The organism is Rothia nasisuis (assembly GCF_928381405.1).
In the GTDB taxonomy this organism is placed as follows: Bacteria; Actinomycetota; Actinomycetes; order Actinomycetales; family Micrococcaceae; genus Rothia; species Rothia nasisuis.
The window spans coordinates 40,639-55,273 of the sequence record NZ_CAKMSB010000001.1 but is presented as its reverse complement, the minus strand read 5'-3'; the positions used below and the strand labels follow the sequence as shown (position 1 = coordinate 55,273).

The 14,635-nt window shown below is 60.8% G+C and carries 9 protein-coding genes and 1 riboswitch; of the genes, 4 read left to right on the top strand and 5 right to left on the bottom strand.

Annotated elements, in window-relative coordinates; genetic code table 11:
• Positions 1-298: 298 nt before the first annotated feature.
• From L6966_RS00225 to L6966_RS00210, 4 genes are all read left to right on the top strand, one after another.
• Positions 299-1,954 (top strand): ABC transporter transmembrane domain-containing protein, encoded by a 1,656-nt coding sequence (locus L6966_RS00225; RefSeq protein WP_237232638.1) that lies wholly within the window; start codon positions 299-301, stop codon positions 1,952-1,954.
• Complete coding sequence (locus L6966_RS00220; protein WP_237232637.1) at positions 1,947-3,689, top strand: ABC transporter ATP-binding protein; 1,743 nt, start codon at positions 1,947-1,949, stop codon at positions 3,687-3,689. Before L6966_RS00225 ends, L6966_RS00220 begins: the two co-directional genes overlap by 8 nt.
• A 184-nt stretch (positions 3,690-3,873) precedes the next feature.
• Positions 3,874-4,977, top strand: a complete 1,104-nt coding sequence (locus tag L6966_RS00215) for a glycine-rich domain-containing protein (RefSeq protein WP_237232636.1) — start codon at positions 3,874-3,876, stop codon at positions 4,975-4,977.
• A 222-nt stretch (positions 4,978-5,199) separates the two neighbouring features.
• Positions 5,200-6,909 (top strand): formate--tetrahydrofolate ligase, encoded by a 1,710-nt coding sequence (locus L6966_RS00210; protein WP_237232635.1) that lies wholly within the window; start codon positions 5,200-5,202, stop codon positions 6,907-6,909.
• A gap of 99 nt (positions 6,910-7,008) precedes the next feature.
• On the opposite strand, the gene L6966_RS00205 is transcribed toward L6966_RS00210, so the two are convergent.
• From L6966_RS00205 to L6966_RS00185, 5 genes are all read right to left on the bottom strand, one after another.
• Complete coding sequence (locus L6966_RS00205) at positions 7,009-8,631, bottom strand: alpha/beta hydrolase (RefSeq protein WP_237232634.1); 1,623 nt, start codon at positions 8,629-8,631, stop codon at positions 7,009-7,011.
• Between the two features lie 179 nt (positions 8,632-8,810).
• The gene (gene dld, locus L6966_RS00200; protein ID WP_237232633.1) at positions 8,811-10,523 is read right to left on the bottom strand and encodes a D-lactate dehydrogenase; all 1,713 of its coding nucleotides are present in this window, start codon (positions 10,521-10,523) and stop codon (positions 8,811-8,813) included.
• Between the two features lie 115 nt (positions 10,524-10,638).
• A complete protein-coding gene (locus L6966_RS00195) occupies positions 10,639-12,849 on the bottom strand; it encodes a bifunctional hydroxymethylpyrimidine kinase/phosphomethylpyrimidine kinase (RefSeq protein ID WP_237232632.1) in 2,211 nt (736 codons plus the stop codon).
• Positions 12,846-13,721: a hydroxyethylthiazole kinase gene (thiM, locus tag L6966_RS00190; RefSeq protein WP_237232631.1), complete on the bottom strand. Its 876-nt coding sequence runs from the start codon at positions 13,719-13,721 to the stop codon at positions 12,846-12,848. The genes L6966_RS00195 and thiM overlap by 4 nt, the downstream gene beginning before the upstream one ends.
• Positions 13,710-13,824: riboswitch (TPP riboswitch) on the bottom strand. Its footprint overlaps the gene before it by 12 nt.
• Positions 13,825-13,908: 84 nt before the next feature.
• Positions 13,909-14,619: an MBL fold metallo-hydrolase gene (locus L6966_RS00185; protein ID WP_237232630.1), complete on the bottom strand. Its 711-nt coding sequence runs from the start codon at positions 14,617-14,619 to the stop codon at positions 13,909-13,911.
• Positions 14,620-14,635 lie beyond the last annotated feature (16 nt).

Below are 14,635 nucleotides of genomic sequence, written 5' to 3'. Positions count from 1 at the left end.
GACTCTTGTCAAGCACGGTTAGAATGTTCTAAGGTAAAGGGCAGAAATTAACCGTATATCTATCTCGCGAAAGGAGGCCCTGAAATAAATAACCACCCTATTCCCTTCAATAGCCTCCCGTGGGTAGATGCTCAATGGTGTGCTCGCCGCTAGCTCTTTAGCTGGTTGGCCGAGACCGGCAACCTAACCTTTCTATCGACCTACTGGGGCTTACAAACCCGGTAGGTATTTTTATGCCCCTGCGGGTTCGACGTACAACCCTCACACTTGCACGCACACACGCTGAAAGAGTAGCCAGATGGCTGAGAACGCTGACGAGAAAAAGACGAAAACACCGAAAGAAAAAGTTAAGTTCCGTATCGCACCGCCGGGCTTCCGCTGGCGTCCCCTCTTTTTTCTGCCCTTCCCCCTCGATATTCTGACCTCTCTAGCCCTCGTCTTTCTGCCGGTTCTGGTGGGCACGATTATCGACCTGCACACCTCTGGTGATGAGGCTGCTGCCTGGCGGCTGGTCTGGCTGTTAGTGGGTGTGGTGGTTTACCTGTCGGTCGTCGAGTTCGTGGGCTGGGGCATCACCTTTAGGGTAGTAGCCCGCATCGAGAGGGACTGGCGGCTCTACATCGCCCACCTAATCTCCCGCAGCCCCAACCGCGATACCGGTGCCCTCATTGCGATTTTGAATAAGGACGCCCGGGCAATGGCCGAGATGTGGGAGCCCATGATTATGGCTTTTTCTGCGGTGGGCGTGACCGCCCTGGGCACCTGGCAGCTCTGGCGCATTAGCCCGGCGATTGCGGTGGTGGCTCTGGGCGGGCTGATTCTCACCATGCTGACCCTCACCTGGATTTCCAAACTCTTGGAAAAGCACGCGGATATTTTCCGTGACAAGGTGGGGGTGTCTACCTCCCGGGCTTCAGATATTGCCTCTTCGATTCGCACTATTTTGGGCTTGGGCGCCCAGCGCCGCATGATGGACCGCTACGGGGCAACGGCCCAGGATGTCTACACCTCCCAGATCCGCCTGGAGAGCGTGCAGACCTGGTCTTATGCAGTGCGTAATTTTCTGGTAGGTACCGTAACCTGGGTAGTAATCGCCCTGGCCCTGCGTGGGGCTGCCCCTGAGGGCACCTGGATAACAGAGGTACCCGCGGGTCAGCTGGTCACAGTGGTTGGTCTGATTAACACCCTAACCGGCCCCATCTGGTCGGTGGAGATGCTGCTCTTTGACTGGCGCAATGCCCGTGTTGCCCTCAAGCGTGTAGATAGACTTGCGGCTGAGGTTGAGGGTAACTCTCAGGTAGAGGGTAAGGACGCCCCCGCCCCGGCGACCAGCGCCGCAGCAGGGCAGGCGCTGGTTGAGGTTCCCCGGGCCAGCACCCCGGTTCACTACATCAACCCGCGCGAAGCCGGGTTGCCAGCCCAGGACTACGCCGAAGCTCTGACCGAAGCCCTACGCCAAACTCAACCTGCCCCGGGCAGGGAGCAGGCGGCGGGCGTCCTCGCCGGGGGTGAGCGTGTGCTTCTTTCGGAACCCAACCCCATGATTTTTGCCGGCTCCCTGGCTGACCACCTGCAGATGGGCACCGAGGGGCTGAGCCGGGAGCGCATGATTGAGCTGTTGAAGCTCACCGACTCCGAAGAAATCGCCTTCCGACTCGGTGGCCGCGACCCCGAAAAGTACCTGGCCAGCACCCTGGCCTCAGAAGGCACCAACCTCTCTGGCGGCCAGCGGCAGCGCCTTGCCCTAGCCCGGGCACTAGCCCAGCCGGCGTCCGTGCTGGTGCTCACCGAACCGCTGAACTCGGTGGACGAACCCAGCCAGAAGTTCATCCTCAACCAGCTCGAAGCGTTGACGGGCAAACCCGGCCCCCTCGAACATATCCGCCAGATTTACCTGGTCTCAACCACCATGGAGGTTGAGCGACGACTGAAAGCAGGTGAGGCCCGTGGCTAACCTCCTCCCCATTACTGACGGTAAGACTACCTGGAGGCTACTGGCCCGCTCGATTCTCAAAACCCCCTGGCAGCTGATTTGGCTGGTGGTTCTGTTTGTGGCTAGCTCCGTGGCTACCCTGGTGACCCCTATTATGGTGGGGCAGCTCATTGACCGGGCCACCACCGGGCAGCTGACCGGCTACCCCTGGGCAGAGCTAGCAATCATTGGTGTTGCTGTGCTGGCCGGGGCCCTGCTGGCCCGTGCCTGGACCTTCCAGGGCCAGAAAATGGGCGTGCGGCTCAACCGCGATTTGGGCATAGACCTGGTTGGGGCCTCCCTGCAGCTGGATGCCCAAACCGTTGAGGATGCCGGCTCCGGCGACCTGGTAGCCCGCCTGACCGACGACGTCGATAGCGTGCGCCAGGTGCTGGCCACCGGCCTGCCGGAATTCGCCCATATCAGCATCTACATGCTGATTACCGCAGCTACCATCTTCACCGTCAACCCGGCCATCGGCCTGGTGACCGTGCCCATGTTTATCGTGATGACCATCGTGCTTTCGATTTTCCTACCCCGGATTGCCAAGCTCACCCGGGAAAAGACCGAGGCGGTCAGCGACCTGACCGTGGTAGCAACCGAAAACATTCGCGGTGCTGGGACCGTTGAAGAGCTGGGGATCAGTGAGGCCCGTGCCCGGGTGCAGGATGAGCGCATCTGGAAAACCTTTGAGGTCAGCGATCGCATGGTTGTGGTGCGCTCCATCTTCTGGGCCGTGGACGCCTTCAACTCCTTCCTACCCCTGGTGCTCTCCATGGTCTGGGGCGCCTACTGCGTGGAGCAGGGGTGGGCTACCTGGGGCGACGTTGCAACCGCCTCTATCATGCTCTTCACTATGCGCGACAACTCGGATATCTTCACCTTCTGGCTCGACCGCCTGCGCGAAATGACCGTCACCATGGGGCGTGTCTTTGGTGTTATTGACCTGTCGAACCAGCAGCAGGCCCGCCGTGCCGCCGGGCAGGTATCTGCCCCGGCGCACCTGCCCGGGCAGGGCGCGTCCGCCCCGGTCATTAGTCTGCAGGGCGTGACCTACGGGTACGACCCGGACGCCCCCGTGATTAAGGGGGTTGACCTGCAGCTGGCGGCGGGGGAGAGCCTTGCCCTGGTAGGGCGCTCCGGCTCGGGTAAGACCACCCTTGCCCGCCTGATTGCCGGGTCGCTCACCGCAGATAGCGGCACCGTGCAGGTCGGCAGTCAGCTAGTGGGCAACGGTTTGTACCCCACCCAGCCCGATGCCAGCGGACGCCCCGCCCTGCTCATCTGCACCCAGGAGGCCCACGTCTTTGTCGGCTCCCTGGCCGAGAACATGACCGTGGCAGCCCCCGACGCTAGCACCGAGCAGATGCTCACCGCCTTACGGGCGGTCGGCGCGACCTGGGTCGATGACCTGCCCGAGGGGCTGGAGAGCCGGGTCGGCGGCGGTAGCACAGAGCTCACCCGCGACCAGATTCAGCAGCTGGGTCTAGCCCGCATTGTGGTAGCTAATCCTCACGCAGTGATTCTGGACGAATCAACCACCCAGCTTGAACTGGCCGATGCCCGCCAATCTCTGGCTGCCGTGATGCAGGGGCGGGCTGTCATCATCATCTCCCATGATGCCCGTATTGCCTCTCTGGCAGACCGGGCCGTGCTCCTGGAAAACGGTGAACTGGTGGCAGAAGCAAGCCCGGCCGATATCTTTGCCAAAAGCTAAGCTGGGTGCCGGTCTGCCCTGAGCTAAGAAGCTACAAGATATGTGACGATTCTTACATCACCCCCTTTCGCCTCCTTGATGTGTGTCACTCTATACTTATGGGAACAATAGAGGACAAATGACCCCATAAAAGGTGGCAAATGTCCGATTTGAACCAGAATCAACAGGGACAAGAAAGATATTTATGCCCAGTAATCAGATGACCCGCCGCCATCTAGTCCAGGGGGCGAGCTGGTCCGTGCCTGTCATTCTAGGAACCAGTATGGTTCCAAGCTATGCCGCCTCTCAGACCTGCGCTAATGGGACCTTCGTTGCACCAGCACCAGCTGCAGATTCAGACCAGGCCGTCACCACCACCTGGACTGTTCCAGAAGGGGTCTCAAAGATCTGCTTCAGCGTATTAGGGGGCGGTGGTGGCCGAAGCTACCTTTCCTACATGCAAGGTGGGGCAGGCGGAATCATTACCGGAGAACTTATGGTTACCCCCGGCCAGCAACTGACCCTTGTAGTAGCAGCCGGCGGCATTGGTTCCCCCGGCCTGCCAGCAACAGGCGGTGGTGGCTACGGGGACGGCGGTAGCGTCCTGGCCCCAGAGACTGAAACCATCAATGGCGGCTTGAACTCTTACGCAGCAAGCGGTGGCGGTGGCTCCGCTATCCTCCTAGGGGCCGGAGACTCCGCTACCCCTCTCGTGGTGGCAGGTGGTGGTGGAGGCGGTGGCTTTGCAGGCTGGTGGACCCTCAGGGAGCCAGGCATCACCCCCCGCCAATGGACTGTGGGTAGCCGACCCTCAGCAGGTGGTGCCGGTCAAAGCGTAGGGCTGAACTCTGTCTACATGTCCATTGAGCGGGTCACTGCCACTACCTATGGCGGCGGTGGAGCTACAGGCGGTAAGGGAGGCGCTGGTGGAGCCAACGGGACAATGACCAACCAGATTGATTCAGTCCAAATTCTTGAATTTGCTCAGCTACCAGGTAACCCTGGGCAGGACGGCTTCAAGGCTAAGGGGGCAGATGGCAACATCAGTTACATCCACAACTCTGGCTACACCAACGCTATGCGCTCAGGAGCTGGCGGTGGCGGCTACGGCGGTGGCGGCTCTGGCGGGATTGTTGGTGCTGCTAGTATTTCTGAACAATCAAAGTCCACCGGCCAGGTGGGAGCCTCTGGTGGTGGCGGTGGAAACTATGTTTCCAGCCAGGTTCTGGGGGCAACCATCGCCCTAGGAAGCAACGGCGGTACTGCTCGCAGTGTCCGAAACCACGGGGCTATTTCCATTCTCTACTAGGGTAAACACTGCAACCCGGGGTAACCCCGAGGTTAAATTTTCATAGCTGAAGAGGGGAGGGTTACCCTCCCCTCTCTTTCTATGCTCCTCATAGATGGTTCCCCTCTCAAGCCCTTATTCTTGAGGGGTTACCGGCTAACCCGCCGTGCTGGATTCAGTGAGGCTAGAAAGAGATAAACTATAAAACGGCCTTCATCTTGCCTATATAAAAGGAATGAAACCATGAACCAGCCCTTCCCTTCTGACCTCGAAATCGCCCAAGCAGCGACCCTGCAACCGATTACTGAGATCGCCGCAGCGTCAGGCATCAACGAAGATCGCCTTGAACCTTACGGCAAGTATGTTGCAAAGGTACAGCTGACCGACGATACCACCGCAGAAAAAGCCCTGGCCCGTGGTTCCAAGTACATAGTGGTCACCGCAGTGACCCCCACCCCGCTGGGTGAAGGCAAGACCGCTACCTCGGTCTCCCTGGCTCAGGGCATGGCGGCTACCGGACGTAAGGCCATGCTGACCCTGCGCCAGCCCTCCATGGGGCCCACCTTCGGTATCAAGGGTGGAGCAGCGGGCGGCGGCTACTCCCAGATCGTCCCCATGGAGAAGCTCAACCTGCACCTGACCGGTGACTTCCACGCTGTCACGGCAGCCCACAACCTGCTCGCTGCCATGATTGACAACCACCTGCATCACGGCAACGAACTGCGTATCGATACCCGTGCCATCACCTGGCGCCGGGTCATCGATATGAACGACCGGGCCCTGCGCAACATCGTGGTTGGCCTGGGCGAGCGCATGGACGGCGTCCCCCGTGAAACCGGCTTCGACATCACCTCAGCTAGCGAAATCATGGTGATTCTCTCCCTCTCCACCAGCTTCGCCGACCTGCAGGAACGCCTGGCTAAGATCGTGATTGGCCTCAACGTGGACGGGGACCCCGTCACCGCCGCTGACCTCAAGGCTGACGGGGCCATGGCCGTCATACTGGCGGACGCCATCAACCCCAACCTCCTGCAGACCCTGGAAAAGACCCCCGCCCTGATCCATGCCGGTCCCTTCGGTAATATCGCCACCGGCAACTCATCGGTTGTGGCTGACTACGTTGGCCTGGAGCACGCTGACTACGTCATTACCGAGGCCGGCTTCGGTGCTGATATGGGTGCGGAGCGCTTCTTCAACGTCAAGTGCCGCGTCTCCGGTCTGAAGCCGGACGCCGCCGTCCTGGTGGTCACCGTCCGCTCCCTCAAGTCTCACTCGGGTCGCTACAAGATCGTGCCCGGCAAGCCCCTGCCCGAGGGTCTGCTGGCCGAGAACACCGAGGACGTAGAGGCAGGTGCAGCCAACCTGCTCAAGCACATCGACATTGTGCGCTCCTTCGGCGTGCAGCCGGTCGTTGCTATTAACGCCTTCCCGACCGACTTTGAATCAGAGCACGAGACCATCCGTCGTATTGCCGAGGAGGCAGGCGCCCGCGTTGCAATTCACCGCGGCGTCGCTGAGGGCGGGGCTGGCGTGACCGAGCTGGCGGACGCCGTAGCCGCTGCCTGCGATGACGTCAGTGAGCTGACCTACACCTACGAGGATACGGACAGTCTGACCACCAAGATCGAGAAGGTCGCAACTAAGGTCTACGGGGCTGACGGCATCGAGGTCGCTCCGGCAGCTGCCAAGCAACTGGCCCGCTACGAGGAACTGGGCTACGGTAACCTGCCGGTAGTCATTGCCAAGACCCACCTGTCCATCTCGGCTGACGCGTCGCTCAAGGGGGCCCCTACCGGCTGGACCCTGCCCGTGCGCGAGGTGCGCCTGGCAGCTGGTGCTGGTTACGCCTACGCTATTTGCGGCACCATGCGCACCATGCCGGGCCTGGCTAAGTCTCCGGCTGCCGAGCGTATCGGTTTTGACGAAAACGGAACCATGGTCGGCCTCTTCTAACCCGGTCTTAAAGAGGTAGGTACCAGCTACATCGGTTATACCCACGAACTAGGTGGGTATAACCGAGTTAGCTGGTACCTTTCCTGTTGAGGGCTTTATTTACTCTTGTTCAGAACCTTCAGCCCCGAACTCATCGGGCTGGCACACCGTCCCGTCCTTGGGTACGGTGCCCTCCACCAGGTAGGCGGTTGCCAGCTCATCGACGCAGGTAGAGCGACCCGAGAAGGACGCCCCGTGCCCCGCTCCCTCTAACGTTACGAAGGACGCCTTCCCCAGCTGACGGGCCAGCTCCTTGCCGTGCTGGTAGGGGGTGGCGTGATCGCCGGTAATACCAATGACCAGCAGGTCGGTTGACACCTTGGAAGCATCAAAAGAGGTCGTAATATCGGTGCCGGTCGCGGGCAAAACCGCGCAGTCGAACTCGGTCAACTCAGTTAGCACCTCATCGGTGATCTCGGGGCCGCCGATGAACTCGGGTACGCCCACCTCCTTCATGTGGGCGAGCAGGGCCTGCACATCGGGGGTCTTGGGCTTAGAAGGGCAGACCACCAGCTGACCCGCTGTATCAATCTCAGCGCTATTAGAGGCAATCATTTCAGCCAGGGTATCAATGGACTCTTTGTCCCCAGCCTTAGCCTTACCCAGCAGGTCCAGGCCGTCACCCTGCATTACGTCCGGCCCGTAGAGCTGGCTGGTCAGGTAGTCCCGCAGCTCAGAACCGGCAATCTCGGTGCCGTCACTGGCGACCAGGGGCTTATCAGTCAGGGACTTTTGATAGTCCAGCATCTGGCGCTCGCTGGTGAAGGGGCAGGTCACCGCTTGCCCCTCTGCGGTGGTGAGCTCAGAGCAACGGTCTGCTAGAGCGCCCACAGCTTTAGACACGGCCACCATCTGGTCGTAGTTGTGGGTCAGAGCTCCCCACTGGGCGTTTTCAGCCGAGTCGAGCACCATGCGTCCGGCCTTCTCGGGGAAGAGAGTAGCGTAGGTGGCCCCCAGCATGGTTCCGTAGGAATAGCCCAGATAGTCAAGGCGCTCACCACCGGCCAGGGAGCGCAGAAGTTCCATGTCGCGGGCCACCTGGGAGGTGCCCATGTAGTTGGCAACCTCCGAACTGGCGGCGCACTCGGCTAGCTGCACAGCAGCCACCTCAGAATCAGACTCACAGGTGACGGGGGAGGAGGCCCCTATACCGCGGGGGTCAAAACCCCAGAGTTGGTGGCTTTCCAGCACGGGGGCAAAGGAGGGGTCGGTTGCCAGCGACATAGCGTGCTGAATTCCACCGATGCCGGGCCCGCCGGGATTGGTAAAGAGGGGCATCTGCTGGCCGCCTGTTGACACAGTACGGCTGACGGCCAGCTCGACGGTGCGGTTATCGTCGGGCTCTCCCCAGTTCAGTGGAGCAGTGACGGTACCGCACTGGTAGTTGGCGTAGTCAAAGCCGGTTTCTTTCAGTAACTCTTCGTTCTCGGGTGAGAATCCGCTGTGCTCGGCTGTGCATTCACCCCAGCTGATGGTCTGCTCGTAGAAGTTCTCAAAGTTTTCCCGCTGCCAGGTGGCCCCGTGGGCACGATCAGAGGCTGGGGCGATAACCTGGTCTGAGGGTTGCTGGTCTGAAGGGACGCTGAGGCTACAGCCTGCCAGTGCCAGGGCGCTGGTGGTGAGGACGGCCGTGGTCAGGTAGATGGAACGACGGCGGCCGGAGCGGGGGATTAGGGTGGTCACGGTTGTCTTCTTTCTGTGACCGGTTGTGCGGGCCTGCGCTGTAACAAACGCAGGCTCACCAACCGATTAGGTGAGAATGGTTTTTATGTGTCTGTAAAAACCACTGTAGTCTCACACCTGTCTTAAGAAATCAGCCGTCAGGGTGAACCTGCCACCTCCTACAGGCGGATACGAGGCTGCTAGGCCCAGTCCCTCTTGGGGGAGGTGCCACCGATACCGGCGTTGAAGGTGTTGGTGGGGTCAAGCTCCTTAAAGTGCTCCACCATGGCCTCGGGCATGCGGTAGAGACGCCCGTAGTTGTGCTCAGCCGGTAGCTTGGCACCGCGAGTCTCGAGCAGTTCTTGGATGTCATCGTGCAGCTTATGGGGGTCAACGCCCTTTTTCGCAACGTAGTCCTGGTGCATGACGTGGCAGAAGAAATGACCGTAGTAGGCTGCGGTATCGAGCTGGTCAGCGATCTCTGGGGGCAGGACTTCCAGCCAATCCCAGTCGTCCCGGCGCAGGGCAACGTCGATGGGAATCAACTCGCCCAGCTCCTTGCGCTTCATGCTGGCGTAGCGGGTGGCGGCACTGGCAGCACCAAAACGGTTGAGGGTAGCGCTCTTGGCCTCGTCCGCGGTGCAGATGAAGAAATCGCCGGTGTGGCCTTCCTGGCCGAAGAAGGCCTTGAGCATGGCCTCACTCTCGGCTGCCTGAGCGGCGCTCACCGTGAGCTGGAGGTGGTGCTCAAAGCGGTTGCGGTAGTCCAACAGGCGTTGGGGTAGCTGACTGGGGACCAGATCAAAAGCTCTTTGTGAGACGGTATCGGCAAAGGTGGGGCCGAGGCCTGGAACCTTTCCAAAGACCCCGTTGGCCCAGGTCTTGAAGGCAAACATGCGGGTCTGAACCTTAGGGCTCAGATGCTTGAGGAAGACGTAGGTGTCCTTGCCGTACTTTTCTGCCAGGTCAAAGGCGGTGCGACCCATGTATTCAGCGGCAATCGGCAGGGGCATATCAGCGCTCAGGAAGAGGCGGCGGATTCCCTCAAGTTCCTGCGGGGTATGGGTACCGATATAGAAGGTGGTGGGATTCTTCTCCAGCGGGTAGGTGCGGGTTCGGACTGCAAAAATAAGGATCTTACCTGCTGATCCGGAGGCTTCGAAAAGGTACTTGGGGTTTGCGTTGTACCGGGCCGGGGTGGGCTCAACCTTCCGCAGGTGCTCAGCGTATTCGGTCTCGCTGGTGTCTTCTGGGGCGGGGGTGACGTCCGCCGGTGACCAGTCGCCGCGCTGTAGCTTATCGAGGGCTACCTCCGGGTCATCGCCCAGGGCAATCCCCAGATAGTTGACCAGTTCGACCTTACCCTCTACGGTGACGCGGGCGTAGATGGCTTCGCGAGTGAAGGCCGGGCCCTTACGGATTTGGCTGCCACCGGAGTTGTTGGCGATGCCGCCGATGACCGAAGCACCGATGGAGGTTGACCCGATGACTGAGTGTGGCTCACGGCCGTGCGGGGTGAGTTCTTCAGTCAAGTGGGTCAGGGTAGCACCGGCTAGGGATATAGCCTCGTAGGCGTCATTAATCAGGTGAACCTGGTTGATGAGATGGGTGGACATCAGGACGATAGGGCGATCGTAGTCCTGGAAGCCCGGGCCAGACCCGCCGGTTAGACCGGTGTTGGAGGCCTGGGGAATCACCATAAAGTTGTGATTGACGCAGACCTGTAGAGCCTTCCACATCTGCACCAGGGTTGTGGGGCGTAGCACCGCAAGGAGAGGCCCGCCGCCAAAGCGGTAGCCCTTGCTGTAGGGCATGGTGGCGCGTTCTGAAGTCAGCACGTTGTCTGCCCCCACAATGCCTTTGAAAGCATCGAGGGCCTGCTGGTGGGCTCCTGGGTTTGCTGGGGAGGTCATCTCACATCTTTCTGTCGGTTTCGTACTCCCGCCCAGCGGCAAAACTGCAAGGTGCGGGAGGGGCCGCGCCCCGTGGTAGGGCCCATAGTCATCATCCGTCGCTGACCTAGAGCTGTCAAACAGAAAGTGTGCGGCGGTGTGCCTGGTCGAAGAAATGCAGTTCGTGGGCGGACGCCTGCTGGTAGGCCTGCGTAGCGAGAGAACGGACCTGTGGTGATGCTACTTCGAGAGCTGCCTCTATGTAGGCTAGGGCCTGTTCGACCGAGGCCCTAAAGTCTGCTGACCCGTACATGCTTAACCAGGCAGTGTAGGGGTGGTTGGGTGTGTTGGCAGCTGCGAGAAGTTCACCGATTTCTGCATAGAGCCAGTAGCAGGGTAGGACGGCTGCTGCTGCGATAGCATAGTCCTGTACCCCGGCAGCGGCTGTAAGAAAGTCGGTGTAGGCTCGCGTGACCGGGGACGGGCCTGCAGAAACGTAGTCAGCGCCCAGCCAGTCCCCGTGGAGCAGGGATTCGACCGTGATACATTCTGCTGCCCCGCGCGCCCAGAAGACCTGCTGCTCGGAGGTGGGAGCTTTGGCGCTCAGGAGGGCCAGGGCCCTTGAGTATTCCCGCAGATAGAGGGCATCTTGATCCTGATAGAAGGTGAAATCTTCAGCCGATAGCGTTCCATCGGCTAGCTGGCGGATAAAGGGAAAGGCCGTGATGCGCTCCCAGATGCCGCCGGTCAGTTCCCAGAGGGCTGCGGTGTGCGGGCCAGCTGCCGGAATCAGGGGAGCCGGGGCGGTGGCGTCCGCAAAAGCACCCAGAGGAACCGGGGTGGTATCGGCAGCGGAGCCTGCCCACAGGTTCCAGAAGTGGTTGACCGGGCCGTGACCGGCCCCCACCTGCAAGCGGTCGCTGGTAGCGATAGCCCCGTGTAACCAGGCAGTGACCCAGGAGAGCGCTTCTTCGAGGGTGTCACCCGCCCCCAGGCGAGTGGCCAACGCGGACGATAGGGAGCAGCCCGTGCCGTGCGTGTTAGCGGTGGCAAGGCGTTGCCTGCTAAAGACCGCCTGTACCCCGTCAGCTGTGACCACCGCGTTCCCGGCCTCAGAACCGGTTAAATGCCCGCTCTTGACGATAAGGGCAGCCCCATACCGGGCAGCAACCCGCCGAGCCATGTGGCAGGCTTCATCCCAGGTGGCCGGTGGCTGCTCCTGAGCCAGGATCGCAAGCTCCGGGGTATTAGGGGTGAGCACCGTGGCCCGGTGGGAGAAGTCACGCAGGGCCTGTTCTGCGGCGGTCTCAAGAAGTCGGTCGCCGCTGGTAGCAATCATCACCGGATCAAGGACCACAGCCTGCTGGGGGTTATCGTCGAGCCAGGCGGCTACCGTATCAATAATGTCCACCGACCCCAGCATGCCAATTTTGACGGCGTCAATGCGCACATCGTCACTTACCGCATCAAGCTGGGCCCGTAAAAAGTCAGTGGGCGGAACCTCAATGACTCGGACCCCCACGGTATTTTGGGCCACTAGGGCGGTAATAGCGCTCATTCCATAGCCACCTGCTGCTGCAATGGATTTCAGGTCGGCTGATGCACCTGCCCCGCCGCTGGGGTCGGTACCGGCGATAGAAAGAATATTGGGAACGGGGCGGGAGTGCTGGGAACTTACCCCCGTAAAGAGCCTGCGCAACCGAGCAGCTGTCTGCTCTGGATCAGATGCTCCCATAAGGGCAGAGACCACGCAGATTCCGTTCACCCCGGTGGCAGCAAGTTCGGCCGCATTTTCAACCTGAATACCGCCGATAGCTACGCTTGCGATGCCCGCTTCGGACGCCCGTTGGGCCAGTTCGGTGATACCCGAGATTCCCAGAGCCGGTGCGGCATTGGGTTTGGTGGGTGTCTCTGCCAACGGGCCAAGGCCCACAACATCGGGTAGCCGCACCCCGGCCGCTGCGCACTGGGCGATACAGCGCTCTAGCTGGTCGAGGTTCTCAATTGACAGACCAATCATCAGATACTCCGGTAGGAGCTGACGGGCCTGAACATAGGGCATATCGGACTGCCCAATATGCAGGTGCAGACCCAGCGTGTGAGCAAGCTGCACCCGGTCGTTCACGAAAATCGGCACCCGTCCGCCCACAGCGCGGGCTAGAGCACGGGCCTGAACTTCCAGCTGCTCGTCACTGGCCTGCTTATCGCGAAGCTGCACCACGCTTACCCCACCCTTGATGGCCCGCAGAACGTGGTTGGTCAGGTGTTCGGCAGGGTGGAAGGACGGGTCTGTGACCAGGTAGAGTGACCAGTCAACAGATGCGCGGTCGGTAGGGGGAACCGTCATGCCTGCCCACCTGCCTTTAGTTCCCGCAGGCTGACCCGCTCAAGAATGTGCTCAGCACTCAGTTCTGCCAGGGCATCTAGCCAGGCTAGCGCGAAGGAGCCTGGTTTGGCGGGGTAGAGACCGCCGGCAACTGAACCGGCAGCTGCCGTATGGGCGTGGGCTGCGACCACAGCATCGTGGCGCTCTAGACCCTCTGCCTGTGCCGCCCCGGCATAGGCGGCGACCAAGGCCCCTAAGAAGCAACCGGTTCCAATGACCTGCGCCATGGTGGGGTGGCCGCCCTCCACAGCCGTCACCCGGTCACCGGTGACGACATAGTCAACCTCCCCGCTGATAGCAACCGTAGCACCGTTCTGCTTGCTCAGCGCGCGAGCGGCGGCGAGTACGTCCTCAGCCTTATCGGTTGCGTCTACCCCGCGTCCGCCCGTACTGCTACCTGCCAGCACCCCAATCTCTGAAGCATTGCCTCGAATCACGGCGGGGGAGAGGTGCACTACCTCCCGGTAGAAGTCGGTGCGGGCCGTGAGGGCCCCGGCTGCAACGGGGTCCAGCACCCAGGGGGTTCCCGCGTCGTTGGCTCCGGCAATGGCTCGGCGCATTCCCTCGTACTGTTCGGCGCTGGGGGTGCCACCGTTCACCAGCACACCGGTGGCAATCCGAGCAAAATCATAGGATTCTGCCGGTGTATCGCACATAGCCGGGGTTGCACCCGCTGCCAGCAGGGCGTTGGCCGTGATGTTACTGACGACAGCGTTGGTCAGGCACTGGACCAAAGGAGTGCCGGTTCGCACCGCTGTAATTGCTGCAAGGACGTCGGTGGTTGAGTCAGAGGGCGCGTTGAGGCGCGCGGAAATAGAGGCATGCTCCTGCATGGGTTTCCCTTCGCTAGTTCTAACTAGAGCAGGTTCAGTGGGTGTGTTCTCAGCCCCGTACGCCCGAAAAGAATCGGGAGTAGAAGCACCCCAAACCAGTTGTAAGGTTCATGCTAACAAGTTGACCGGTGAGCGACAAGGTATACCTTGTGTATTACATTCCCACCGGTTTTACTAGTGGGGGCTTTTACCAGCCCCGCTCCTTCCACTCTGGTAAGTGGGGGCGTTCCTTGCCCAGGGTGGTGGAATCCCCGTGGCCCGGTAGCACCAGGGTGTTATCGTCGAAGCGGTCGAAGATCCGCTCAGACACATCGGTAAAGAGTTGCTCAAAGTCCCGGGAAGAGTTGGTCTTGCCCACCCCGCCAGGAAAGAGCGAATCCCCGGTGAAGAGCGAAACCCGCTCACCAGCGTCCGCGCCCTCATCAGTAGGAACCCGCAGAGCTAGCGCCACCGAGCCGGGCGTATGCCCGCGCAGGGTGATGACCTCCAGCTCAATACCGGCCAGGGTGAGGTGCTCACCGCCAGTCAGGTGCTCTTCGATTCTCACACCTTCTTGCTCGGCAATGGCGGCAGCATCGGGTGCTCCGCAGTAGGTAACCGGATCCCAAGTTTCTATCGCATCGGGTAGGGCACGAATGTGGTCCCAGTGGGCGTGGGTGGTAATGATTGCGAGGACGCCTGCCCCCGCCCGGTCGGTATTGGCGGGGGAGTCTGCTGCCAGGGCCGCCTCCGCGAACCGTCTGATAGCGGGGAAGCCGTAGGCTGCGTCAATCAGCACCTGCTCGCCGGTGGCGCGGTTGGTCAGGAGGTAGACGTTATTCGCCATGTCAGAGACTGAAATTGATCGGACAGTCAGGGTATCAGACTCAAATATTAGGGTGTCGGCCAGGGAAAACATAAGCCCAGTTTACTGT